Origin of the sequence: Myxococcus sp. CA051A, assembly GCF_013336705.1 — a bacterium.
Classification (GTDB): domain Bacteria; phylum Myxococcota; class Myxococcia; order Myxococcales; family Myxococcaceae; genus Myxococcus; species Myxococcus llanfairpwllgwyngyllgogerychwyrndrobwllllantysiliogogogochensis.
The window spans coordinates 19,800-45,600 of record NZ_JABUMS010000022.1 but is presented as its reverse complement, the minus strand read 5'-3'; the positions used below and the strand labels follow the sequence as shown (position 1 = coordinate 45,600).

The following is a 25,801-nucleotide window of genomic DNA, read 5'->3' as shown; positions in this document are numbered from 1 at the left end:
AGCCCGCCATGCCCAAGACTGTCCCGAAGGGAAAGGCCAAGTGGATCATCGGGCTGGTCGCCATTGCGATCGCCGCATTCATTGGCTTCCGATATTGGAAGGGAAAGAAATCCGAGCTGCCGGAAGGGATTGTCTCGGGCAACGGACGCATCGAGGCGAAGCTCGTCGACGTCGCCGCCAAGGAGCCCCTTCGGGTGGGGCAGATCCGCGTGAACGAGGGTGACCTCGTCAGGCCGGGCCAGGTGCTGGTGCAGTTGGACACCTCCACGCTGGAGGCCAACCTCGCGGAGGCCAACGCGAACATCGCCGCCACGGAAGAACACCTGGCGGTGGCCAAGGCGGGCATCGTCAAGCAGCGGAGTGAAATCGAGCTCGCCACCATCGAGGTCGAGCGCGCGAGGCGGCTGGTGAAGGATGGCGCTGGCTCGCAGCGAGACCTGGACGTCCGCGAGAGCAAGCTGGAGACGACCCGGGCTGGTTTGTTGGAAGCGGAGGCCATGCTGAAGACCTCCATGGATGAGATTGAAGTCGCGCGCGCCAACGCGGCGACGATTCAGACGCGCATCACCGACGCGACGCTCACGTCTCCGGTGACGGGAAGAGTCCTCTATCGCCTCGCCGAGCCGGGCGAGGTGCTCGCGCCCGGAGGACCGGCGCTGACCCTGGTCAACCTGGAAGACGTCTATATGGAGATCTTCCTCCCCGCCAACGAGGCCGCCCGCGTGAAGATCGGCTCCGAGGCGCGCATCCAGGTCGACACCGAGCCCGAACGTGCCGTCGCCGGGTATGTCAGCTTCGTGTCCCCGGAGGCGCAGTTCACGCCCAAGCAGGTGGAGACGAAGAGCGAGCGGGAGAAGCTGATGTTCCGGGTGAAGATTCAAATCCCCAAGGAGCTGGCCGCCCGCTATGTCGAGCGCATCAAGACGGGAATTCGCGGCGTCGGTTACGTCAAGCTGACTCCTTCCGCATCGTGGCCGGCCCCACTGCAGAAGGTCATCGGGGCAGGCGCCGTCATTCCCTAGCCAGGCGACCGGTGAGGGCTCCGCCATGAACTCATCCGCGTCGCCAGATTCGCCGGGCGGGCTCTCGAGCGGCCCCGTCGTCTCGCTCCAGGACGTGACACACCGCTACGGCAAGGTCGTCGCGCTCGACGGCATCTCGCTCGACTTTCCCTCCGGCATCATGGTGGGCATCATCGGGCCCGATGGCGTGGGCAAGTCGACGCTGATGGCCCTGGTCGCCGGCTCCAAGAAGCTGCAGGAGGGGAGGGTGACGGTGCTGGGCGGCGACATCGCCGACGCCCGGCACCGCCGCGAGGTGGGGCCGCGCATCGCCTACATGCCTCAGGGGCTGGGCAAGAACCTCTACCTGGAGCTCAGCGTCTACGACAACGTCGACTTCATGGCCCGGCTCTTCGGCCTGTCACCGGAGGAGCGCAAGGTCCGTGTCCCGCAGCTCCTGGCGGCGACGGGGCTGGGAAAGTTCGCGGCGCGCCCGGCCGGCAAGCTCTCCGGCGGCATGAAGCAGAAGGTGGGGCTCTGCGGCGCGCTGGTGCATGACCCGGACCTGCTCATCCTCGACGAGCCCACCACCGGCGTCGACCCGCTCTCCCGACGGCAGTTCTGGAAGCTCATCGACGAGATTCGCGCCGGGCGCTCGGGGATGAGCGTCATCATCTCCACGGCCTACATGGACGAGGCACAGCAGTGGGACTGGCTCGTCGCCATGGACGAGGGCCGCGTGCTGGCGACCGGGACGCCCGCGGAGCTGATGGAGCGCTCGGGCACGAGCAACCTCGAGCAGTGCTTCATCGCGCTGCTGCCCGAGGAGAAGCGCAAGGGCCACGTGGTGCTCACCATCCCGCCCCGGCCTCCGGGCAACGCGGAGCTGGCCATCGAGGCGCACGGGCTCACGCGGCGCTTCGGCACCTTCACCGCCGTCGACCACGTCACGTTGTCGATTGAGCGCGGAGAGATTTTCGGCTTCCTGGGCTCCAACGGCTGCGGCAAGTCCACCACCATGAAGATGCTGACCGGGCTGCTGCCTCCCACGGAAGGGACGGCGAAGCTCTTCGGCGGCTCCGTCGAGGCCGGGAGCATGGAGGTGCGCAAGCGTCTTGGCTACATGACGCAGGCCTTCTCGCTCTATGGCGAGCTCACCGTGCAGCAGAACCTGGTCCTGCATGCCCGCCTCTATCACCTGCCACCAGAGCAGGCGAAGGCGCGCATCCAGGAACTCGTCGAGCGCTTCGACCTCGGCGCGCACGTGGATTCGCTGGCCGAGGCGCTGCCGATGGGGTTGCGCCAGCGGCTCTCGCTGGCGGTCGCCGTCCTGCACGGGCCGCAGATCCTCATCCTGGACGAGCCCACGTCGGGTGTGGACCCGGTCGCCCGGGACAGCTTCTGGGAGCTGCTCATCGACCTCTCGCGGAAGCAGGGCGTCACCATCTTCGTGACGACGCACTTCATGAACGAGGGGATGCGCTGCGACCGCATCTCGCTCATGAACGCGGGGAGGGTGCTGGCGTGTGACACGCCCCAGAAGCTCATCGAGGCCCAGAAGGCCGACAGCCTGGAGACGGCCTTCATCGCCTACATGGAGGACGCCATCGCCGACGCGGCCCGCGCCGAAGGCAAGGGCGCGGCCGCGGCCCCCGCTCCCGAGGCGCCCGCGCCCGCGCCCCCTCCGGCCCCATCCAAGCAGAGCGCCTTCCAACTGGGGCTCGGCCGGCTGCTTGCGTACGCCCACAACGAGGCGGTGCAGATTCGCCGCGACCGTATCCGCCTGGCCTTTGCCTTCATCGGCTCGGCGCTGTTGATGCTCGTCTTCGGCTTCGGCATCACCACCGACGTCGAGAACATCCGCTTCGCCGCGCTGGACCTCGACCAGTCGACTGAAAGCCGTGCGTACCTGGAGCAGTTCTCGGGGGCGAAGCCCTATTTCACGCCGACTCCGCCCGCCGAATCCGCGGACGAGGCCCTGCGGCGGCTGCAATCGGATGACATCTCGGTGTTGCTGGAGATACCGCCCGACTTCAGCCGGGACCTCCGCCGGGGCTCCGGGCCCGAGGTCCTGGCCCAGGTGGATGGCGCCATGACCTTCCGCGGCGACACCGTCCAGCAATACGTCCAGGGAGTGCACAACCGGCTGCTGGTGGACCCCGCGAGCGGTCTCAATCCCGCGGGGCCCCCGAAGTACACGGCCAACATCGAAGAGCGCTTCATGTACAACCCGACGTTCAAGAGCATCTACTCCATCGTTCCGAGCGTCCCGGCGCTTCTGCTGCTGCTGATACCCGCCATCCTCATGACGGTCAGCATCGTGCGCGAGAAGGAGCTGGGGTCGATCATCAACTTCTACGTCACGCCCACCGGGCGGCTGGAGTACCTGCTCGGCAAGCAGTTGCCCTACGTCGTCATCGGCATGGCCAACTTCCTCATCCTCACCGCCCTGACACTGGTGGTCTTCCGCGTGCCCATCAAGGGCAGCTTCCTGATGCTGATGCTCTGCACGCTGTTCTACGTCATGGCGACGACAGGCCTCGGGATGGTGACCTCGACGTTCACCAACAGCCAGGTCGCGGCCGTCTTCGTCACGGCCATCCTGACCATTGTTCCGACCATCCAGTTCTCCGGCCTGCTGCAGCCCGTCTCCACGCTGCAGGGCGGCGCGGGCGTCATCGGGTCCATCTGGCCGGCGACCTATTACATGCACGCCAGCCTGGGCGCCTACACGAAGGGACTGGGAGCCGGCCTCATGCTGCGCGACGTCCTCTTCCTGGCCGCCTGCATCCCCGTCCTCCTGGCCATCAGCTTCATCGGCCTGCGGAAGCAGGAGAAATAGGGATGAACTCGCTGCTCAACATCCTGTGGCTCGGGCTCAAGGAGATTCGCAGCCTGCTGAGCGACGCGGTGATGGTCATCTTCGTCATCTATGCATTCACCCTGGCCATCTATGTCCAGGCGACGGGCACCTCGAGCGAGGTGAACAACGCCTCGATTGCCTTCGTGGATGAAGACGGCTCATTGCTGTCCAAGGAGCTGTTCAACGCCTTCTATCCCCCCCGCTTCATGTTGCCCGAGCTCATCTCCGCCGACGACATCCAGCCGGCCATGGACCGGGGCCGGTTCCTGTTCGTCGTCGTGATTCCGCCGCGCTTCGAGCACGACCTGCGCGCGGGCCGCACCCCGGACATCCAGGTGAACATCGACGCGACCGCCATGCAGCAGGCGGGCATCGGCGCCGGCTACATCCAGAACATCCTCACGGACCGCATCCACTCCTTCCTCCAGCGCACGGAGGAGACGGGGCCCAAGCCCATCAACCTGGTCATCCGAAAGCTCTTCAACCCCAACGGGGTGTCGTCGTGGTTCAAGAGCGTGGTGGCCATCATCAATCAAATCACCCTGCTGACCGTCGTGCTCACGGGCGCCGCGGTCATCCGCGAGCGCGAGCACGGGACGCTGGAGCACCTGCTGGTGATGCCGCTGACCGCGTTCGAAATCGCCATGGCGAAGATCTGGGCGAACGGCCTCGTGATTCTCGTGGCGACGGCGGCCTCGCTCCTCTTCGTGGTGCACCTGGTGCTGAAGGTGCCGTTCGCCGGTTCGGTGACGCTCTGGTTCTGCGGTGTCGTGCTCTACCTCTTCTTCGCCACCGCGCTCGGCATCTTCCTGGGGACTATCTCACGGTCCATGGCGCAGTTCGCGCTGCTGATCATCCTCGTGGTCCTCGTGCTGATGCTGCTGTCGGGCGGAAGCACGCCCGTCGAGAGCCAGCCGAAGTGGCTCCAGTACATCACGTACCTCCTGCCGGCCCGGCACTTCGTCAGCTTCTCGCAGGTCATCATCTACCGCGGCGGAGGGCTGGATGCCGTCTGGCGCCAGTTCCTGATGGTGGCCGGGGTGGGCATCGGCTTCTTCGTCTACAGCCTGTCGCTCTTCCGGAAGTCCATCGCGGTGAGCAAGTAGGAACAAGAGAACGTGGGGCGGAGGAACAGGTCCTGCGCGCCCCCATCGTTTTCAGCGATTGACGCGGCCAGGAGGCCCGAACAGGCACTCGGAGGAGGTCTACCTCGGAGCGCTCCTGCTGAGCGGGCTCGCCGGAGTCCACGTCGGCGTTTGGCAGGCACAGCCGTCGCGCCCGGGCATGCCACCCTACGTCTTGCGTCGCGCGCGTCGCGGAGCGCCATGCGCACTCGATGCGACAAATGACACAGGGTTGCGTTTGAAGGTTGGCATCGAGCGACAGGCCGGCGTCGCGGCGAGCCCTTCATTCACGACACGAGGATTCCGTGCATCGTCGCCATCTCTTCTCCTTGCTCGCGGGAGCGCTGCTCCTGCTGGGCGCCTGTGCGCCCGAACCGGTCGACGCACCGACCGCGGATATCCCTTCCCCCACCGAGCGTGCGGCCCAGGCCCTGGTCAACGGCACGCTGGTCAACGGCCAGCCCGTCACCGGCCTCTCCGCCGCCACCGGCGCGGAGCTCCTCTACACGCTGGACGTCCCGGCCAACCAGAACGTGGTGACGTTCACCATGTCCGGAGCGAGCGGCAACGCGGACATGTACGTCTACTTTGGGAGCACCCCCACGCCCGCCAATGCCCAATGCAGCTCGACGACCTCGGGCAGCACGGGAAGCTGCACCGTGGCCAGCCGGCTGTCTTCGGGCACGTGGTACGTCCTCCTCAAGGCCACCAGCGCCTTCTCCGGGCTGAGCCTCACCGGAACCTATTCTCCCCTTGGCACGGGCACCGGCGTCGCCAAGGTGCTCGCGGACAATCAGGTGGTGAAGGTCGCAGGGGGCGTGGGCGACTGGCTCCTCTACACGATGGAGGTCCCCGCCCAGCAGTCCTCCCTGGAGGTGACCACCTCTGGCGGCACGGGCGACGTGGACCTCTACCTGCGCCACGGCAGCGCGCCGACGCTGGCCACCTACGACTGCCGCTCCCGCGTCGTCGGCACCACGGAGGGCTGCTCGGTGAGCTACCCCAAGGTGGGCACGTGGTACCTCCTGGTTCGCGGCGCCGCGACCTTCAGCAACGTGAGCCTGCTGGGCGCGGCCGTCGCGGTCCCCACGCTGATTTCCGTCGGCCAGCCCCAGGCCAACATCACCGGGGCCAAGGGGGGCTCGCTCTACTTCACGGTGAAGGTCCCCACCGGACAGAGCCTCCTCAAGGTCGACCTCGCGGGCGGCACGGGGGACGCGGACCTCTACCTGAAGCGCGCGAGCGCCCCGTCGACCGCGACCTACGCCTGCGTCTCCCGGGGGGGCACGAACACGGAGAGCTGCTCGGTGACGAACCCGCAGGCCGGCACCTACCACATCCTCCTCTACGGCTATTCGGCGTTCAGCGGCGCCACGCTGCTCGTGACGACGACGGGAGGTGGCCCCATCGGGCTGCCGCTCACCAATGCCGTGCCCGTCGAGCTCAACAGCCGCGATGGCGGTCCGTTCGTCTACCGCCTCGACGTACCCCCCGACACGGGCAGCCTCACCATCGAGGCCTCCTACATCTTCAGCGGCCGGTACTGGATGTATGTCCGCCATGGCAGTGAGCCCGCGGGCGGTGTGTACGACTGCTCCGAGTTCGGCACGGGCCCGGAGCAATGCCAGTTCGACAAGCCCCAGGCGGGCCCGTGGTACGTCCACATCATCCCCGACTCCTCCTTCACGGGGCTGGACCTCGTGGGCACCTACGGCGGTCGCATCGAGACCACGGCCCTGCAGAACGGCCAGCCGACAGGCCCCGTCACCGCGGGAGCCCGGGACTACCTCTACTACTCGCTGGAAGTCCCCCCGGGGCAGAAGCGCCTGGCCTTCTGGGGCACCGGCGGCACGGGCTTCCCCCACGCCTACGCGAGGCTGGGCGGCATCCCGACGACCACGACCGCCGAGTGCGCGAGCTTGTTCAACTGGCCCTGCATCATCGAGAACCCGCAGCCGGGCACGTGGTTCTTCTGGCCCGAGTCCGGCTCCTACTACCAGGGCGTCTCGTTCACCGCCGAGTACACCGCGGCCGAGCCACCTCCGCCCGAGGAGCTGCGCAAGGGCGAGCCCCGGACGGGCATCGCGGGCCGCCCCACCGAGGACCGGATGTTCGTGTTCCAGGTTCCGCCCAACCAGACGCGGCTCAGGGTCTCGACCACGGTCGGCACGGGCAAGACGTGGCTCCACGCGAAGCGGGGCTCCGCGCCCACGTCCACCAGCTACGACTGCTCGGGCTACTGCGACATCGAGCGTCCGGAGGGCGGCACCTGGTACATCCGGCTGGAGGGAAGCTCGACGTACTCGGACGCCACGCTGACCGCGGACTACACCGCGCCCGAGACGACGCAGGACCTGGGCTACGGCGCCACCGTCAACAACTGGCCGCCCCGGCGCTACTTCAAGCTGGAGGTCCCCGTCGGAAGCACGGGCCTCAACGCCTACACGGGTGGCAACTCCGAGGCGAAGCTGTACGTGCGCCAGGGCCGCCTGCCGACGTCCTCTGACTACGACTGCGCATCCGTGAAGCCGGGCCATGTCCGGCAGGAATGCAGCATCCCCTCGCCCCAGCCCGGGGACTGGTTCGCCCTGCTGGAGTTCCCGTCGGACTACCCCCAGACGACCGAGTCGTTCTACTGGCAGCACCTGGAGCGGGGGCTCACCTCCGACCTCGTGGATGGCGTCCCCGTGCCCGTCGCCGGCGCGTCCAGGTCCTTCCAGACGTTCCGCATCCAGGTGCCAGAGGGCCAGGCCTACCTGCTCACGGAGCTGCTCAATGCCCGCCGCACGCCCAAGTCGGCGTATGCCTATCAGTGGCTGCGGCACGAGGCCTCCCCGGCCAGCGTCTTCTTCGACTGCGGGCCCGCCTCCGTCTGCGACATCCCCAACCCCGCCCCCGGCACCTGGTACCTCACCGTTCAGGGCGGCATCTACGGCTCCACCGGCCCGACGACGGAGGGCTTCGAAGGCGCGGTCCGCTTCACGACGACGGGACGAGACGTGCGGCCCCTGGCCAATGACATCCAGGAGTGGCCGTTCAACGGCGCGAAGGGCGCGACGAGGCACTGGCGGCTCGAAGTGCCCGTGGGCGCGACGGACCTGCTCTTCCAGTTGTCGGGCGCTCCCTACTCGGGCACCGGCAACGCGGACCTGTATGTGAAACACGGCGCGCTGGCCGACCCGAGTGCCTACGACTGCGCCTCCACGAACAGTCCTGGCAACGAGGAGACCTGCGCCATCACCAACCCGCAGCCCGGCACCTGGTACGTGGCGGTGCGGGACCAGGTGGGCGCATCGGTGCCCGTCCTGCGCGCTTCCTACGCGATGACGCCGGGCGAGCATCTTCCCGCGCTGACCTCCCATGTCTCTCTGTCGGGACAGAAGGGGCCGAAGTATTCGCAGAAGCAGTGGAAGCTGGAGGTGCCTCCCGGCCAGGCCACGCTGTGGTTCGCCACCGAGAATGGGACGGGGAGCGTGAACCTGAAGGTGAAGCGGGGTGGCCGCGCCGTGGACGGCGCCACGCTGGACTGCGCGACGACGGGCCCGGGCAACCTGAAGCAGTGCACGTTCGCCAATCCGCAGCCGGGGACGTGGTTCGTCACGTTGACGGGGACGGAGGCGTACGAGTTCGTCACCCTCACGGGCGGCTACTTCCAGACGGACACGGTGACGCCGCTCGCCAATGGCATCCCCGCGACCAACCTCCAGTTCGACGCAGGCAAGACGCAATACTTCCACCTGGACGTGCCCGCCAACGCGGCCATGTATTCGTTCGAGCTGCGCTATGACACGACGTCGACGTATGAGCATTTCGATGTCCGCGTCGAGCGTGGCACCCTGCCCACCGCCGCGAGCCCGCGCTGCGCCTACCTGGCCAAGGGCTCCGTGCGCTGCACCCTCGAAAATCCCGCCGAGGGTCCCTGGTATGCCCGCGTGCTGAGCGCCACCACGTCCTTCAGCCACGTCCGTGTCGGGGCCTTCCATGGCCCCCGTCTGGACCAGGCCCCGCTGCTGCTCAACCAGGACTACTTCTACGGAGTCGGCGGCTCCGAGGGCGTGGTGCGCACCTACAAGATTGTCGTTCCCGAGGGCGTCGACTACTTCACGGTGACGACAGGCTATCGGACCACGGGCGAGTCGGGCTCCTACTACGGGAATCTGAGCCTCGCGGTGCGCAAGGATGCGCCGCCGACGGCGACGGAGCGGGACTGCGCATATCCCTTCCCGAGTCCGAACTCGACCTGCACCATCATCGACCCCGAACCGGGGACGTACTTCGTCAGCCTCACCCTCACCGCCAACAGCTACAACCTGTGGGTGCTGCCCAACTTCCGGTAGCGGCCCCACATCCCGGGCTTCCGTGAGCGCTGTCTCTCGGAAGCCTCGGGGTGGCGCCGGCTTCCCATCCAGGGGGGGCTCTGGGTTGAATGGGAGTCATGGCTCCTGAATGTCAGACGTGGGGCGTGGCGCTCCGTGGAGTCCTGGGCCTGCTGGCCATCACCGCGGGGATGCTGTTGGCTCCGGGATGTGACCGGGCGCCGGAGCCGGTCCCCGGCGATGAGGTCGAGGAATCGGCGGTGATGAAGGCCGTCTCCTCCAGGGACGCGGCGGCGCTCACGTCTCTGCTCGTTCGGGGCGAACCGCGCAGCCTCCCGGGCACCACCTCCTCGTGGTCGTGCTCATGATGCTCGTGTGGAGCGCCGTTGGCGCCGTGGTGCTCTGGGGCGGTGTGCCGGCCGCGCTGACGGAGTGGCTGCCTTGGGAGTCGCGCCCGGATGTGTGGTGTGAGGGATTGCCCGTGGAGCGATGCGGGGAGTTTCCCCAGCACTGCCGGGAGGCGGCCTACTGTGATGGCACCCGCTTCTGCTCTGCGTGGAGCGGCGAGGAGGCGTGTGCCGGAGAAGGAGCCATCGCGGGCCCCCTGGCCTGCTGTCCCGGGTTGCTCCCTCGCTGCGGTGTCGTGTCGAAGGAGGGGACGTGTGACTCGCGGCTCGGCACAGCGGCCCAGCCCGTCTGTCGCCGCTGTGGCGACGGCGTATGTGACGCGCGGGAGACCCGCTGCGACTGTCCCGAGGACTGCGACCTCTCCCGGAGGGCAGGTGGACCCCCTCCCGGAGACGCGCTTCCGCCGGGTCGACGCTGAGCCGACGCTTCTTCACGGCCTGCCCCCGGGGGTGGCCGGAGCCGGCGCAGGTCACTGTCAACGCGCGATTCCGTCGAGCGCGGTGATGCTCTTCTCCGGCAGCACGAGTGATGCGGCGGCCACGTTCTCGCGCAGATGCGCGACCGACGACGTGCCCGGGATGAGCAGGATGTTCGGCGCGCGGTGCAGCAGCCACGCGAGTGCGACCTGCATCGGCGTCGCGCCCAGTTCGTTCGACACTTCCGACAGCGTCGAGGACTGGAGCGGCGTGAAGCCGCCGAGCGGGAAGAACGGCACGTAGGCGATGCCCTGCTTCGCCAGCGCGTCGATGAGCGCGTCGTCTCCTCGATGCGCCAGGTTGTAGTGGTTCTGCACGCACACGATTTCGGTGAGCGCTTGCGCCTGCTCGACCTGGCGCGCCGTCACGTTGCTGAGGCCGATGTGTCGAACGAGCCCCTCTCGCTTGAGCTCGATGAGGACGGCGAGTTCCTTGTCGAGAGGGCCCTCCGTGGGCGTCATGCTCATCATGCGCAGGTTCACGACGTCAATTGCGTCGAGCCCGAGGTTGCGCAGGTTGTCCTGGAGGCCCGAGCGGAGCTCCGCGGGCGATAGCGCCGGGAGCCACGACCTGTCCGCGCCACGCCGCCCACCCACCTTCGACACGAGCACGACGTTCTTGGGATACGGATGCAACGTGGCGTGAATGAGCTGATTCGTGACGTGGGGCCCGTAGGCGTCGCTCGTGTCGATGTGGTCAATGCCGAGCGCGATCGCCTCGCGGAGTACCGCCGCGGCCGCTTCGGGATGGCTCGGCGGTCCCCAGACGTGCGGGCCCGCGAGCTGCATGGCGCCGTAGCCCATGCGGTGCACCGTGAGCGATGTGCCGGGGAACGTGAATCGACCGCCGAGTCTGTCTGTGTTCGTCATGGGCGTAAATCTAACGCTGGCCCCGATTCACACTAGCAAATAGCATGCATGCCAATCATGAACGTTGTTCGTGCCAGGAATCTCGACCTCAACCTGCTGCGCGTGCTCGTCGCCGTCGCCGACGCGGGCTCCGTCACGAAGGCTGCCGCGCGGCTCTACCTCACGCAGTCGGCGGTGAGTGCGGCGCTCTCCCGGCTCAGCGAGTCGCTGGAAACGCCGATGCTCGTGCGCCACGGTCGCGGCGCGATTCTGACCAGCCGTGCCGCACGTCTCGTGACCGAGGTCCGTCCTCTGCTCGAGGCGATGCTCCAGGCCTCGCTCGCACCGGCGCGCTTTGACCCACGCAAGAGCGAGAGGATCATCCGCGTCGGACTCGCCGATTACGCGGACGAATGGCTGTTGCCGCCGCTGCTGCGCCGGCTCGGTCGCGACGCGCCCAACATGCGGCTCGTCTGCACGCCGGTCCAGTTCCGCACGGTGGTCGAGGCGCTGGCGACCCGTCGCGTCGACCTCGCGGCCACGGTCATCGACAAGCTGCCGCAAGCCATTCTGCGCACGCCGCTCATCCGCGGCCATTTCGTCTGCCTGTTCGACCCGCGCCACGTGAACCTCGGCGCGCGACCTGGCAAGCGCGCGTATCTCGCGCAGGAGCACGTCATTGTCTCCTTCAACGGCGACCTGCGCGGCACGGTCGAGGACCGGTTCGGCGTGGAGCGACGCGTCCGCTGCTCGGTCGCGAGCTTCAGCGCGATAGGCGCCATCGTTGACGGCAGCCCGTTGGTCGCGACCCTGCCCGATGTCTTCGCGGCGCATGTCCTGCGGCAGCGGCCGCACCTTCGCAGCGCGCGCTTCCCCTTCGCGCACCCCGCTGGTGGCATGGACCTGCTGTGGCCCGCGGCGCTGGATGAGGACGAGGCGTGCGCCTTCGTGCGCGCCGCGATCATCGATATCGCCAGGCAGGTGCCCGCGCCTTCTTGACGCACTCCCAAGGAATGTTTCAGCGCTGGACCTGGGTGTGGGGTCGAGAGAAGCTCCTGGGATGCCCATTGACCGTCTCATGCGCATCCACAGCCGTGAGTCCCTGGCGAAGGGGGAGAGGGCTCTCGGACCTGAGTTCACGGCGATGAGCGAGCGGGTGCGACGGGTCACCGAGCTGACGTCGCGCCTCAACGTCCTGCCTTTCGAGGACGAGGCGGGCAAGGCCGCGCTGTTCGAGCAGATCCTGGGCCGGCCGCTCCCGGGGAGGGTGACAATCTATCCGCCCTTCTACACGGACCACGGCCTGCGTCTGGAGCTTGCCGAGCGCGTGTTCATCAATCAGGGCTGCACGTTCCTCGACTACGCAGGCATCCGGCTGGGTGAAGGTGTGATGGTCGGCCCGAAGGCCACGTTCATCACCGTCAGCCATCCGGTCGACCCGGGCGAGCGGCGGCTGTACCTCACGGGCGCACCCATCGACGTCGCGGAGAACGTGTGGATTGGCGCGGGCGCGACCATCATGCCCGGGGTCCGTATCGGGCGCGACGCGGTGGTCGCGGCCGGGGCGGTCGTCGTCGACGACGTGCCCGCGGCGAGCCTGGTGACCGGCCCCAAGGCGACCGTTCGCCGACGGTGGTGAGTCACGAGCGTGCTCCGGGCGCTCGGACCGGCCGGTGGGCGCCGCCTCATGAAGCAGCGCCTGTCAGCGCTCCAACGCAGGCTGCTTCAGCGGCTTGCTAGCAGTTGTCGCGGACATTGTAGTACTTCGACGTCCGCCCCCAGTTGACATAGCTGCCGCAGGAGCACCCGCGCTCACCGATGACCGCCGTGAGGGAGGCGTTGTAGTAGCGGGTGACGCTGGTTGGGAGGTTGGTGCAGTTCGGGAGCGGCGACTCCTCCGAGGCCAGGGTCGACTCCTCCTCTTGCTCCTGCTCCATGGGACCGCCACAGCCCACCGCCATCGCCAACAGACCGCCAATCAGGAACGTGCGCATGCGCCCTCCGTGAGGGGTTGCAGCCACGTCATCCATCAATACATCTGTCTCTTGAATCCCCGACAAACTCGTGACTCGGCGCGCAATGCCAGAGCACTCCACCGCTGACGCCCGAGGCTCGGCACTCCAGGAGAGGCTCCCGGAGTCCACGTGTAATGGGCGCCCTCTTGCCAGGTTGTTGGGCTAGCGGGCGGCGGGTTGAGGCGAAGGCTCACCGACGAGCCGTGTCTCCAGCCGCGAACGCCACTTGAGCGCGGGCCGTTCCACGCCGTGGTGCAGCGCGAGCGACGCGAGCAGCACCGCCACGGCGCCTCCCAGCAGTGTGATGGGGTGGAAGGCGTCCATGCCATGGGGCTCCAGCGCGACACGGACTGCGTGCTGCACGGCCTTGTGGGTGAGGTAGACGGTGAAGCTCAGCACCGCGAAGGTCCTCGCGCCGGGGATGCGGGCGCACACGCGCGAGGCGGTGGGGCCCGCCAGGGCCACGAGCAGCGCCGCGTAGCCCACCGAGGTCAGGGGGAACGCGAGCATCGTGTGGGCGAGATACCGGAAGTGTTCCTCGTTCAGCCAAAGCACGACGCCCAGGCACGCGAGCCCCACGAACGCCAGGCCTGCCGCGCGGGCCCCTCGTGTCCAGCGCTCCCATGCCGCGGGTCGGAAGACGCGCAGCGCCGCGAGCAACACGCCGCACGCCAGCCCGTCGAGCCGCGCGTACGTCGGGTAGTACAGGAGCGTGTCGTAACCGCGCCACCCGGCTTCACCCGGCCCGAGCATCGAGAAGTGGCGTTGCCACAGGCCGCCGCGCAAGAGCATTCCGGCCACCAACAACCCTGCCGCGCCCGCGAGGAGGTGCGGCGCCCGGACGCGTCCGCGCAGCGCGAGCACGGTGAGGGGCAGCACCAGGTAGAAGTGCTCCTCCACGCACAGCGACCACGCGTGGGAGAATCCGTTCCGGCGCAGTCCGAAGTTCTGCGTGAAGGTGAGGAAGCGCCACGCGGGCGTCTCCACGGGGCGTTCACTCCACGCGGGAATGAAGAGGTACAGGGCCACGACGATGAGATAGGGCGGCAGGATGCGCAGCGAGCGCCGCAGGTAGAAGCGCTTCAGGGACGGTGTCTCGCCCCGGGACACCGGCTCCAGGAGCTGTGAGCCGATGAGGAAGCCGCTCAGCACGAAGAACAGCTCCACGCCCGTCCATCCGAAGTTGGCGAGCACCTGGTAGGTCTCGTGGCCGTCGGGGCGCGGGTAGTGGAAGAGGACGACGATGAGGATGGCCAGGCACCGGAGCAGGTCCAGGCCGGCGAGGTGGCGCGGTTCGGTGGCGTTCAGCGGAGTCGGCTCTCAGCGGGGGGAGGCGCTGGATGCTAGGGGACATCGCCCGACGTGCGGCATCCATTTCCGCGCCCCGATGTTTTTCGTCACGCCGCGTCTTGAGGAAAGAGGGGAGAGCCGGGACGCCGTGTTTCCGATGAAGGCCAGGGCAGGTCCCCCGGGCAGGGCCCTCGGGCAGGGCCCTCGTCGCCATCCGTCACGGATGCTCCGCCTACTCGGAAGCGCGTTCGAAGACAGCTTGAGTCCGAGGAGAATCCCAGCAGGACCCGGTGCCGAGGCTCCACCGCCGGGAGATCTCCCGAAGCACGCAGCCACAGCTTCTTGTCGGGATAATCAAAGGTCCAGACGCGCCCCGCGAACCAGACCTGGCCCAGTATCCCATCCTCGTACGTTGACCGGTCCTGTACCTCCGCGGCCACGGGGAGCTGGTCCTGGGTCCAGTGGGGCAAGGGGAGCGCCGTGGGGGCTGGGAGTCGAGGCACAGGACACCAATACTCCCAAGAGCATCAACCAGAGTCGTTGCGGCATGAGTTCGGTTCCTTTCTCCGAGAGAGCGTGCGTCAGAGCGGCTGGTGCATCACGAACGCATCGACTTCGCCCGCGGTGGGGTGCTGGAACGCGAGGGGGAGACGCCCGACGATTTCGAACCCGAGTGCCTGCCAGAGCTTCACGGCCCGTTCGTTCGTGCTGACGACGAAGTTGAACTGCATGGCGCGGTACCCACGCGAGCGTGCGTACTCCATCGAGTGCGCGCACATGCGCCGCGCGATGCCTCGGCCCGTCGCGGCTGCGCTCGTCATGTAGCCGCAATTACAGACGTGTCGTCCGCCGCCTGCCTGGTTTGGTCGGATGAAGTAGGTGCCGAGAATGACACCGTCCTCCTCCGCGACGAACGTTTCCTTGTCCGGACCCATCCAGTACGCCAGCGCGTCCGCTTCGCTCATGTTCGCGTCGAGCGCGTACGTCGTGCCTTCGCGGATGGTGGGGATGATGATGGCCGCGATGGCCGTGGCATCGGCGGCTTCGGCTCTCCTGAGGCGCATGGCGGAAGCTTACTTGACCCAAGCAGACAGGCAACGCGGGCGCGGGGCCCCGGCTGGAGACGTGACCCCGAGCCCGGCGCCTCCCTTGGATGACGTGGACCCGGAGCTCGGCGTTCCCCCTGCAATGGGGCATGTCCGCAGTCAGTCTCCCTCGTAGCAGACGCCGACTTCACGCAGCTCGACCGTCGACCACTCGGCCGCGGGACACTTGCGGGCGATCTCGAGCGCCTCCGCACGGGTAGGGCAGTCGAAGAGGACGTAGCCCCCGACAATCTCCTTGGATTCGGCGAACGGGCCATCGCGCAGGGTGTGCTGACCGCCTCGGACCTCGACCCGCACCCCTTCCGAAACGGAGCGGAGCGAGTCGCTCGCCTTCCATACCCCTCGGGCCTTGAGGTCCTCGACGAAGCCCACCATCCGCTCCATCTCGCGCCCTCCCTCCTCGGGTGTCCGGCTCCGCTTGCGGGTGCTCTCTTCCAGAATCAACAACATGTACGCCATCACACGCTCCGTTCGTGGGTGGCTTCGGAGCGTCCCCCATCCGCCCTTCGAGCAGAAGCGTTTCCTGCGCGTACCCCGGGCCGCTGGCAATCCATTGCCCCGGTCCGTCACGGACGTACGCGGCGTTGTGGAAATTCGGTGGAAATGCGCCGCCCAATTCCGTGGGGACTCCCCTGGTGGAGCGCCCCCATGCCCACCCGCTTCCCTCATCCCCCATTCCCCCGCGGGTTCCACGCCGGGTCACCCTCGTCCGCCGCGTGGCGGCGTGGCCCCGGAGTGGCGTGGGCGCGCTCTTCCTGACCAGTCCCCACCCGGAGCGTCTCGCCATGGCCTTTATCGACAAGCTGTTTCGCAGTCCCCCGCCGCCACCTGCCCCTGCGCCAGCCCCGGCTGCGCCCCCTCCGGAAGCGGCGCCTGTCAATCAGGCCACCCCTCCGGCCGGCGCGACCGTGGGGACCCCCTTCAAGGACGAGTTCACGCCGCCGGCGCAAGACACGACGCACGTGGCACCGCCTCCTCCTCCACCGCCTCCCGTCGAAGCGCAGGCGCAGCAGGATGCCGCTTCAGTCGCGGACGTCTACCGGTCCAGTAACGCTGGCGAGGCTGCGAAGAAGCTGGAGTCCCTGGTGGCGAGCCGCCCGGGGGACAAGGCCTACGCGGACGCGCTCCTCAAGGCGTCGGACGCGACGCTCCAGAAAATCGGAGGGGACCTGGGGTACATCGCCGACAAGGAGAAGAAGGACGACAAGTCCAAGGCCACCGTGCGCGACAGCCTGTCCGCGCTGGGCCGTGTGGCGGATGCCGCGGGGCCGGATGGAGTGAAGGTCATCTCCCAGCGCCTCGCTGAGGGGCTGCCGAACGAGAAGGACCTGGGCCAGTTCGACGACACCCTGAAGTCACTCACGAATGATTGCCAGTGCAGGGTGCTCACCGATGGTCTGGTCCAGGCGCTCGCGCCCATCAAGCCCAAGGCGGTCGAGGGGTTGAGCGAGCTGACCCAGCAGGCCAAGGACGGGGTCTCCCAGGCCCGAGGGGACTACGACAAGGCACTCGAGAAGAAGACCCAGGCGGAGGCGAGGCTGAACGAGGACCTCGCCCGGTTCGGCGCGGCGCTGGCGCCCGAGCAACTGGAGGCCTACAAGAACGAGTACCGCGCGAAGCACAAGGACGTCTACGACGCGGAGACGCAGGCTGCCGACAAGCTCGCCTCGACGTTGGAGTCGTCCCGGGGCTCGTTGGAGACGCTCGCCGTCGCCGGAGACGAGAAGGCCATCAAGGAGCTGTACGACGGCTACCAGTCACTGGCGAAGAGCGGCCAGCACGCGGATGACGCCATCCGCTGGGTGGGCAACATCAGCCAGCTCCCCCTGGATCAGAACCCCGTCATGAGGACGCTCCAGTCCGCGAAGGGCAAGGACTTCGAGACCAAGCTCCAAGATGACATCCTCACTCCCGCCCTCCCCAACGCCCAGGCCGAAATCCTGGGCAAGGATCGCCCCGCCGCGCCGGGGACGAAGGACGACGACCCCGCCGCCATCGAGGCGGATAGCAAGGCCGCGTCGGAGGAGCTGACCTCGCTCCTCGTCCCTCTGCGGGACGCGAAGGCGCTCGCCGCGATTCCCGGCGCCGTCAAGGATTTCCAGACCGCGTTGGGCACGGCCGTCAACCACCGCAACTACGACACGCTGGCCAACAACTTCCTCACCAACTGGAAGGACCAGAACGGCTTCATGAAGGCTCTGGGAATCGCGGGCGTGGTGCAGTCGGGCTTCGGCGCAGTGAGCGCCTTCCAGGATGGGAAGTATCCGGACGCCATCATCAAGTCCGCCGCGTTCGCCAATAGCGGCCTGGAGGTGACGGCGGGCGTCCTGAACACCATGAGCAGCGCCAGGCCCTTTGCCCACAACGCGGCCAAGTTCGCGGCGCGCATGGCGCCGGGTGTGGGGCTCGCGCTCAATGGTCTCCAGATGAGCAAGGACGTGGAGAAGCTCAAGGACAACAAGGGCGACCCTGGCGCGTGGATGCAGGTGATGGGAACGGGAATCTCGCTGGCGGGCAATGCCCTCCAGTTCGTCCCCGTGCTGGGCACCGCGGCGGGAGCCGTCATCAGTGGCGTTGGCGCGGGAATCCACCTCCTCGGTGGCATGGTCAGCGGGCTCTTCTCCGGGGATGACTCGAAGAAGGAACTGAAGGAGGAGCGGACCGCGCTGGTCCAGAAGGCCGCCCAGATCGATGAGAGCGCCGCGAAGAACATCGTCGAGGCGGGCAGCGAGGACCACGAGCGGTTGATCAACGCGGGACTGACGCCGAAGGACATCCAGAACCTGGCGGGGTCGACCGACCCCAAGGTGGACCTCAATTCCACCGCCACGGCCGCATACGCGAAGGCCGCCCAGGCGTTCGGACTCAAGGACCCTCAGGCGCTCACGCAGCTCATCAAGCAGGCCCAGGGCAACCCCCAGGACCCGCTCACGATGATCGTGACGAACACGATGAACGATACCTCCCTTGAGTTCCCGCGGATGAGCGACGGCAAGGACTGGTACAACCAGCAGGACTGGAAGGACCTGGGGCAGAAGTTCCGCGACGACCTGCTCAAGAAGCTGGACGGGACAAAAGTGAAGGGAGGCAAGGAACTCGCGGACCTCCTCCGGAAGGGGGACCCCTCCCAGGCGGACGTCCGCGTCATGTTCTCGAACTTCTCGGTCGTTTGAGCGGTCGAGGCGTCACCCCGCCAGGGTGAGGATGACCGACGCGGCCGTGCGCCGTGTCGGTCCGTGGTTCACGACCTCGATGTTGTTTCCATCCGGGACCAATACGAAGGCCGCATAGGAGCCCGGGTGGGCGCTGTGTTCGCCCGGGCCGCCCTGGTCCCTGCTCCTGAATGATGTCTCCTGACGGTGACCGCGCTGGTCCCTCCGAGCCCCGTTGTCCGGATGCCGTGCTCACCCGCCTTGACGCGCTTCATAAGAACTGTTGCACGCCCTGCGGCACGATGGTGTGTACGGCGCGCTGCATCGGTGCTCCTAGCGCGGTGAAGCCACCGGGGTGCTTTTGAACCGCGAAGTGCCAGTGGTCATTGTCGTCCCTCCATCCCGCGATGAAGGCGATGCCTGGATTGGGGACGAGCGCGGGGTTGTCGCCGTAGCAGTACCGGCCATGCATCGCGGGGAGTGGGCCGCCGAGCGCCGTGATGGGGACGGCGGCCACCGGCGGCACGCCGGCGAAACCGGGCAGCGCATCGGGGCGCAGGGCCACCGACCGCACATTCGTGCCCGCGCCCATTCGGGCCGTGTAGAAGGCGCGCTCCGCGCTGAGCCTCCGGGCATCGACGTTGACGCCGCCAGCGAGCGCTGCCCCGCCCCAGGCCGCGGGTGCGTTGACCCCAGGATCCCAGGCAATGTGTGTCACCCAGACGTTGGCCGGCCCCGCGCCGCCCGCGGGCGTGGCGACGCAGAACGTGCAGCCGCTGAACATGGCGGTGAAGAAGAACCTGACGTGCGGGTCATTCAGATGCAGTTCGTTCGCGCCCTGCGTCGCCCAGGGTAGCCAGTATGCGGTGTATTGGCGGGTCCACCGCCCCACGGGATTCGCGACGCGGGCGAGCCCGACCTTCATCACCTGCAGCGCCGCGTAATTGGCAGCCGCGTTGGTGAAGGCCAGGCCTGCCGGTGCCGCTGCTCCCAGTGCCTGTCCAAAGGTCTGTCCCGCGGGAATGTTGCCGCCAAAGGCTCCCGCGACGAAGTCAAACGTGAGCACCATCGGCTCCGGGCGGGCATAGACGTTGTCGACCGCCCAGCCCCCTTGACCCAGGTCCATCACGCAATGGCAGGTCGGGCAGGGCTGGGCCGGCAGCGTGACCATGATGAGCCGATTCATGAAAGCGAGCGGGTCTGCCTTGAATCTCTTGTTGAGTTCATGCACGCGGCTGTTCCTCCGGAGTGGGCAGGAATGCAGTGCAATGCACAGTCCAACATGGCGCAAGGCTGTGTTCGCCCGGTGAGGCGCTGCGTGGTGGAGCGATTGCGTCCTCTTGGGACGCGGTTTCGTCCCTCCTGAACGCCGCTCGAAGGCGTGGTCCCACTCACGGCGAACTGGATGCGCGCCTCCCGAAGTCCCTGGGAGGCGCGCATCCGTGACTCGGTGGCTTCAGCTTCAGTAGACCACTACCGAGGCGTAGACACTGGTGCCGTTCGTATAGGCCACCAGGGCGCCGCCGTTCGACGGGAGCGCCGCGACCGCTGGCACGGTGCCCGGCCCCACCGTCCTGGCATCCGTGGCCAGAATCAGGGTGGCTCCCACGAGCATCCGGTCCAACTGGATGTCGCCCGTCCCCCGCTGGGTGGCGATGTAGCCGTTGCCGAGCGCGTCCGAGTCAATCGTCCGGATGGGGGCGGGACTGACGTCCGTGGGGAGGCCCGGCACCTGGGTGCTCGTCCCCGGCGCGGACATGGGGATGACGTCCACGTTGTTGTCCCCGTTGGAGCCCGTGGCGTAGATGAAGCCGTTGGAGCCCGTCCAGTCCGAGAAGAAAGCCTGCCCCGGCGGGGAACTCAGCGGGCCGAAGCTGGTCCCCTGGTCGCTACTGCGGCTGATGCGGAAGGCAGGGGAGTCACTCACCGAGAAGACATCTCCGCTGATCTTGTCCACGAGGACGTCGAAGAAGGCATTGGCCTGGTCCACGTCTGTCGCGCTGAAGTCGTTCGCGCCTCGCGCGAAGTTCCGGAGGATGCGCACCCCTACGCCGCCTCGCGAGACGGAGATGTAGAGGGCGTCGCCCCTGGAATCCAGACTGACGGTGGCGTTGGCGGCCGCGCTGAGGGACCGCGGCGCCTCCCAGCTCGCTCCCGCGTCGACGGTCCGGGTGAACAGCAGAACGCCTGGGCTCGCCGTCGCCGCGACGTACGCGACTCCCGTGGGGCCGCCTTCAATCGCGACCTCCGCCGCGTTGGTGATTCCCAGGGGAGTGGGCCCCACCCAGGTGAGGCCACGGTCCACGCTCACGCTGACATGGACCTCGCCACCACACCGCATGACGACGTAGAAGCGCCCCAGTGCATCCACCGCCGCCTTGCGCCCCGTGTTCGAGTTGGCCGTGGTGCAGTTCAGCGTCCCGCTGATGAGCGTGGGGGGCACATTCGAGAAGGCATCCAGTTGGCACGTGGCGTCGCAGCCATCCCCTGGGGTCGTGCCGCCATCATCGCATTGCTCTCCCGTGGCGCTGTCGACCAGGCCGTCGCCGCACACCTCCACGCCCTGGCAGTCCGCCCGGCAGCCATCCCCCGCGACGCGGTTGCCGTCGTCACACACCTCACCTGAATCGGTGTTGCCGTCGCCGCAGAAGGGCGGAGGCCTGACGGTGATGTTGACCGTGGCGGTATTGGAGGTCAGTGCGCCGTCGCTGGCCGTGAAGGTGAACGAGTCCTCCCCATGGAAGTCCACGGCCGGCGTGTAGAGCAACTGGGCGCCCGTCCCAGACAGGGTTCCGTGCGCGGGAGGAGCGGTCACGGTGTACGTGATCGCGTCCCCGTCCACGTCCGTGGCCGCCAACGTGATGGGCGTCGACGTGTTGTAGCTCACCGTCACCGAGGCGGAGGCAGCCACGGGCGCGTCATTGACTGGCGTCACCGTCACCGAGACGGTGGCCGTTGCCTGCTCCTCGCCGTCGGAGACCGTGACCTGGAAGGTGTCCTCTCCGGCGAAGTTCGCGTTCGGGGTGTACGTCACCGTCGCGCCCGTGCCTGTGAGCGTGCCGTTGCTCGGCGAGGTGTAGGAGAACACCAGCGCGTCGCCATCCGGGTCCGCCGCGGGGATGGTGATGTTCACCGAGGTGTCCTCGGGGGTGGTCGCGTGGACGTCCTCGACCGTGGGCGCTGAGTTGTTGTCGCAGACGCTCGGCTGTCCCGTGCAGGTGTAGCCCGGCTCGACTTTGCAGACGCTGCTGCAGCCGTCTCCAGAGAGCTGATTGCCGTCGTCACAGATTTCGACCCCACCAATCACCCCATCACCACAGATGGGCCGCAGCGACGTCTCCACCGCGTCCACCAGGTAGAGCGCGAGCACCGCGCCCCTCAGTCGCACGTAGCGATAGGGCTGGTTCCCCGGGTACGTCGCCACCGCGACATGCGTCCCCAGGCCCAGCTCCACCAGGTGCAACGAACTGGAGCCAATGAACGTCCCATCCGCCTTCAGGAAGTCCACCTGGGCCACCAGCGCCAATGACAGGCCCTGGTAGTAGACGCGCAGGTCGCCGTTGCCTTCCTCTCCCTGGCCCAGGTCCAGCACGAGCGCTGAGTTGAGCAAGCCCAGCAGTGTCGCCGCCTGCCCGTCCGGAGCGCCCAGCGCCGCGCTCGCGTTGAGCACCGTCGCCGTGGTGCCCGACGCCACGGCGTCCGCATACGGGTCCCACGTCAACAAGGCGTCCAAACGCTCACGCGTCTGCGCCCCATCCTCCGGAAGACGAACCTTCTCCTCCAACGGCTCCACGCCACACGCCCCCAGCAGTAAGGCCAGCGTCACGCCCAGCCCCCACGACCACGGCATACCAGGACGGCTTCGCATCGAGTGTCTTCCCCCAGGGAGCAGGATGGAGCCCGGAATGGACCGTCCCCCCCATGGAATGAACGACACCTCTCCTTGCCCGCAACGGCTCACCGCGCAACACCTTGATGGCCGGCGTCCTCAGACCACCAGCCGACAAGCGCTCGAGGACGATGGACACAAGGTCCATGACATGCATTTGCCTGCCTCCGCGCGGCGCCGCCCCACGTGCACTCCGGCGACGCTGTGAGACGTTGGGCGACGGGCACCCCACGCTCCGCGCCGGCTACCGCATCCTCATCTCCGTACCCCCCTACGGAGGAACGCTCATGCGTGCCGTGCTCCTGCTGTCCCTCATCCTTCCGCTGTCCCTCGCCCAGGCCGAGGGCCTCCAGGCCCGGCCCGGCCCCCTCGCCGTGCCCGCCGTCGCGGCGCCGCCGTTCGCCCAGGTCATCGAGCGCGAAGTGCCGGCCCTCATGAAAGAAGCCCGTATCCCAGGCGCGGCGGTGGGGCTGATTGTCGGAGGCAAGCTGGTCTACGCCAAGGGCTTCGGCTTCGCGGACCACGCGGGCAAGGTGCCGGTGACCCCCGACACTGTGTTCAGCGCCGCCTCCCTGTCGAAGCCGGTCGCCAGCTGGGTGGCGATGCGTCTGGCCGAGCAGGGGAGCGTGCACTTGGATAAGCCCGTGGCCGATATGCTGTCGCCGTGGCCGCTGGCGCAGAGCCAGTTCGACCATCGACTCATCACAATCCGTCGCCTGCTGTCGCACACCGCGGGCACGACCTTGGGTGGGTATCAGGGGTGGCTCGATTTCAAGGAGCTGCCGAGCCTGGAGGAGTCGCTGGCCGGCAAGACGAATGGACGCGGCGCGGTGGAGCTGTTCGCACCGGTCGGTGCGAAACTCCAGTACTCCGGCGGCGGCTACACCCTGATGCAACTGGCCATCGAGCGGACCACGAAGCGCAAGTATTCAGACCTGGCGCGTGAGCTGGTGTTCCGGCCGCTGGGCATGAAGCACACCAGCGTCGCCATGACGCCGGAGGTGCTGGCCGGCGCGGCGCAGGGACACGGCGACGATGGTGCGCCGGTGCCGATGCGCTACTACGTCGAGCAGGCGCCGTCGACCCTGACCACCAACGTCCGCGACTTCGCCCGCTGGATGATTGCCGGCATGACGAACACCGCCGGCGCGCATCCTCTGAGCCAGGCGCAACTGGCCCAGCTGTACACCCCCGCGGAACTGAGCACGCCGCGCGCGCCCGATGCGCCGGCCTACGGCCTGGGCCACTTCATCGAACGCCTCGGTGACGGCAGCACCGCCGTCGGTCACGACGGACGCAACCAGGCCGGCTTCCGCGCCTTCTTCTCGATGCGTCCGCAATCCGGCGACGGCATCGTCTTCTTCAGCAACTCCCGCAGCGGCGTGGCTTTGGACCGCATCGTCTGCCTGTGGGGCGCCGACGTGGCCAAGGTCGATGCGGCGACGACCTGCAAGAAATAGCGTCGCGTTCTACCCGGTGCCTGGAGCTGCCCCGTTTTTCGCGGGGCAGCCTCAGGGCCTTTCACCGACAGAAAGGTGCCAGGGCTTTTTCGTGCGCTTCGGGTTCCCATGAATCGCGGCTCGCGCATTAGCCGCCCGAAAAGAAATCCTTCGGAGGCAGTGCCCATGAGAGTTCGGAGTCTTGCAGCGGTCCTTTTCATCGTGTTGTCCGCCTGTTCCGCAGGCACCGTGGACGATTCCCCGCGCCAGGAGTTGCTCGCCGGTGAGCACCAGGCCCTCGAGGCGGGCGAGGTTTCGCTCTTCCTCGACTCGGCGCGCCCCACCATCGCGATGGACAGCGATACCGGCGCGGTGGAGCTGGGGATGAAGTTCCGCGTGTCCGTTCCGGGCACCGTCCGTGGCGTGCGCTTCTTCAAGGGAGGGGCCCAGAATGCCGGTCCGCACCGCGTGAGTCTGTGGAACCGGGCGGGCGCGAAGCTCGCGGAGGCGACCTCCACGAGCGAGACGACGACGGGTTGGCAGACGGTGCGCTTCGCTTCCCCCATCACCGTCATCGCGGGGACCACCTATGTCGTGTCGTACTACGCGGCGGCCGGACGGTACGGCGCCACCGTGGGCGGCTTCAACACGGAGAAGTCACGCGGCCCCATCCGGGGACTCGCATCGGGCGTGGACGGGGTCAACGGCGTCTATCGCTATGGCGGCGGCTTTCCGACGCAGGGCTACCAGAACACCGACTACGCCGTGGATGTGGTCTTCCTTCCGGACAGCAGCGAGCCCTCGCCGGATACCCAGGCGCCGACCGCCCCCTCGGGACTCGTCGCGTCCGCGGCGTCCGCGAGCGCCATCAACCTGGGCTGGAATGCCTCCACGGACAATGTCGGCGTCGCGGCCTACGACGTCTTCCGCGATGGCGTGAAGATCGCCTCCACGGCGAGCCGCACCTACTCGGACACGGGCCTCACGGCGGCCACGGCCTACAGCTACCTGGTGAAGGCGCGTGATGCCGCGGGCAATCTCAGCGCCGACTCGAACGCCGTCACGGCGACGACCGGCTCCAGCCCTCCGGCCGGCGGCTTTCCGAATGCGAGCAATACAGGAGTGCCGGCGGGAACGCAGCTCACGCCCTACACCGGACCGTGCTCCATCTCCGTGGCCAACACGCTCATCGACTCCAAGACGGTGAACTGCGACCTCACCATCCGCGCGGCGGGCGTCATCATCCGCAACTCGAAGATCAACGGGAGTGTCTCCACCGACGAGAACTCCACCGGCTTCTCCTTCACGCTCACCGACTCCCACGTCGACGCGGGTGACCGCATCGTCACGGGAGTAGGAGCCGTGAACTTCACCGCCGTTCGCGTGCACGTGCAGGGTGGCAATCGCTCCATCCACTGCTGGCACGACTGCGAGATTCGCGACTCCTACGTCCATGGCCAGATGACGGACGAGACGGGGACCGCGCACGAGTCCGGCATCCGGATGGGCCGGAATGTCACGCTCCGGCACAACACCATCGTCTGCGACGCGCCGGACGTGCCGCCCGACGCGGGCTGTTCGGCGGCGCTCACCGGCTATGGCGACTTCGCTCCGGTGGAGAACAACCTGGTGGAGAACAACTTCTTCCCCGGCACGACGGGTGGCTTCTGCGCCTATGGCGGGTCGTCCCAGGGCAAGCCCTACTCGGGCGCGACGAACAACATCCGCTTCATCGGCAACGTCTTCGGTCGCGGTCAGAGCGGGCGCTGCGGCTGGTACGGGGCCATCACCAGCTTCGACACCTCGGAGCCGGGGAACGTCTGGTCCAACAACACCTGGGAGGACGGAACGGTCCTTCCTCCGTCGAACTAGCG

The 25,801-nt window shown here is 67.7% G+C and carries 17 protein-coding genes; 10 read left to right on the top strand and 7 right to left on the bottom strand.

The features are described 5' to 3' along the window. Window positions 1–8 precede the first annotated feature (8 nt). From HUA74_RS39540 to HUA74_RS39520, 5 genes are all read left to right on the top strand, one after another. Complete coding sequence (locus HUA74_RS39540; protein ID WP_174458716.1) at window positions 9–1,022, top strand: HlyD family secretion protein; 1,014 nt, start codon at window positions 9–11, stop codon at window positions 1,020–1,022. Window positions 1,023–1,047: 25 nt separating this feature from the next. Beyond that, window positions 1,048–3,843, top strand: a complete 2,796-nt coding sequence (rbbA, locus tag HUA74_RS39535; RefSeq protein ID WP_174458715.1) for a ribosome-associated ATPase/putative transporter RbbA — start codon at window positions 1,048–1,050, stop codon at window positions 3,841–3,843. Window positions 3,844–3,845: 2 nt separating this feature from the next. Continuing rightward, window positions 3,846–4,970, top strand: a complete 1,125-nt coding sequence (locus tag HUA74_RS39530; RefSeq protein ID WP_174458714.1) for an ABC transporter permease — start codon at window positions 3,846–3,848, stop codon at window positions 4,968–4,970. Window positions 4,971–5,293: 323 nt separating this feature from the next. After that, window positions 5,294–9,325 (top strand): PPC domain-containing protein, encoded by a 4,032-nt coding sequence (locus tag HUA74_RS39525; RefSeq protein WP_174458713.1) that lies wholly within the window; start codon window positions 5,294–5,296, stop codon window positions 9,323–9,325. A gap of 98 nt (window positions 9,326–9,423) precedes the next feature. Beyond that, on the top strand, window positions 9,424–9,672 hold the full coding sequence (locus HUA74_RS39520) for a hypothetical protein (RefSeq protein WP_174458712.1): 249 nt from the start codon (window positions 9,424–9,426) through the stop codon (window positions 9,670–9,672). 515 nt (window positions 9,673–10,187) lie between these two features. Here HUA74_RS39520 and HUA74_RS39515 read toward each other — a convergent pair. Next, window positions 10,188–11,057, bottom strand: a complete 870-nt coding sequence (locus HUA74_RS39515; protein WP_174458711.1) for an aldo/keto reductase family oxidoreductase — start codon at window positions 11,055–11,057, stop codon at window positions 10,188–10,190. Between the two features lie 48 nt (window positions 11,058–11,105). Between HUA74_RS39515 and HUA74_RS39510 the strand changes: the two genes are divergently transcribed. Further along, window positions 11,106–12,035 (top strand): LysR family transcriptional regulator, encoded by a 930-nt coding sequence (locus HUA74_RS39510; RefSeq protein ID WP_246137109.1) that lies wholly within the window; start codon window positions 11,106–11,108, stop codon window positions 12,033–12,035. Window positions 12,036–12,096: 61 nt separating this feature from the next. Further along, window positions 12,097–12,675 carry a DapH/DapD/GlmU-related protein gene (locus HUA74_RS39505; protein ID WP_174458710.1) on the top strand — a complete coding sequence of 193 codons (579 nt, stop codon included), beginning with the start codon at window positions 12,097–12,099 and terminating at the stop codon, window positions 12,673–12,675. A gap of 97 nt (window positions 12,676–12,772) precedes the next feature. Here the strand turns inward: HUA74_RS39505 and HUA74_RS39500 are convergent, their stop codons facing one another. The 4 genes from HUA74_RS39500 to HUA74_RS39485 form a co-directional block, all read right to left on the bottom strand. Next, entirely contained in the window at window positions 12,773–13,030 is a 258-nt protein-coding gene (locus HUA74_RS39500; RefSeq protein ID WP_174458709.1) for a hypothetical protein, read from the bottom strand. A 183-nt stretch (window positions 13,031–13,213) separates the two neighbouring features. Further along, window positions 13,214–14,320 (bottom strand): acyltransferase, encoded by a 1,107-nt coding sequence (locus tag HUA74_RS39495; RefSeq protein ID WP_174458781.1) that lies wholly within the window; start codon window positions 14,318–14,320, stop codon window positions 13,214–13,216. A 602-nt stretch (window positions 14,321–14,922) separates the two neighbouring features. Further along, window positions 14,923–15,405, bottom strand: a complete 483-nt coding sequence (locus HUA74_RS39490) for a GNAT family N-acetyltransferase (protein WP_174458708.1) — start codon at window positions 15,403–15,405, stop codon at window positions 14,923–14,925. 141 nt (window positions 15,406–15,546) lie between these two features. Next, entirely contained in the window at window positions 15,547–15,906 is a 360-nt protein-coding gene (locus HUA74_RS39485; RefSeq protein WP_174458707.1) for a YciI family protein, read from the bottom strand. A gap of 449 nt (window positions 15,907–16,355) precedes the next feature. Between HUA74_RS39485 and HUA74_RS39480 the strand changes: the two genes are divergently transcribed. After that, window positions 16,356–18,620 (top strand): hypothetical protein, encoded by a 2,265-nt coding sequence (locus tag HUA74_RS39480; RefSeq protein ID WP_174458706.1) that lies wholly within the window; start codon window positions 16,356–16,358, stop codon window positions 18,618–18,620. A 250-nt stretch (window positions 18,621–18,870) separates the two neighbouring features. Here HUA74_RS39480 and HUA74_RS39475 read toward each other — a convergent pair whose 3' ends face one another. Continuing rightward, window positions 18,871–19,830, bottom strand: coding sequence for a hypothetical protein (locus tag HUA74_RS39475; protein ID WP_174458705.1), 960 nt, complete (start codon window positions 19,828–19,830; stop codon window positions 18,871–18,873). A 231-nt stretch (window positions 19,831–20,061) separates the two neighbouring features. Next, a complete protein-coding gene (locus HUA74_RS39470) occupies window positions 20,062–22,425 on the bottom strand; it encodes a tandem-95 repeat protein (RefSeq protein WP_371817381.1) in 2,364 nt (787 codons plus the stop codon). A gap of 350 nt (window positions 22,426–22,775) precedes the next feature. On the opposite strand from HUA74_RS39470, the gene HUA74_RS39465 reads away from it, so the two are divergent. Both HUA74_RS39465 and HUA74_RS39460 read left to right on the top strand, forming a co-directional pair. Beyond that, window positions 22,776–23,948, top strand: coding sequence for a serine hydrolase (locus HUA74_RS39465; protein WP_174458703.1), 1,173 nt, complete (start codon window positions 22,776–22,778; stop codon window positions 23,946–23,948). Window positions 23,949–24,176: 228 nt separating this feature from the next. Beyond that, the gene (locus tag HUA74_RS39460) at window positions 24,177–25,799 is read left to right on the top strand and encodes a DUF4082 domain-containing protein (RefSeq protein ID WP_174458702.1); all 1,623 of its coding nucleotides are present in this window, start codon (window positions 24,177–24,179) and stop codon (window positions 25,797–25,799) included. The last annotated feature ends 2 nt before the right edge of the window (window positions 25,800–25,801 follow it).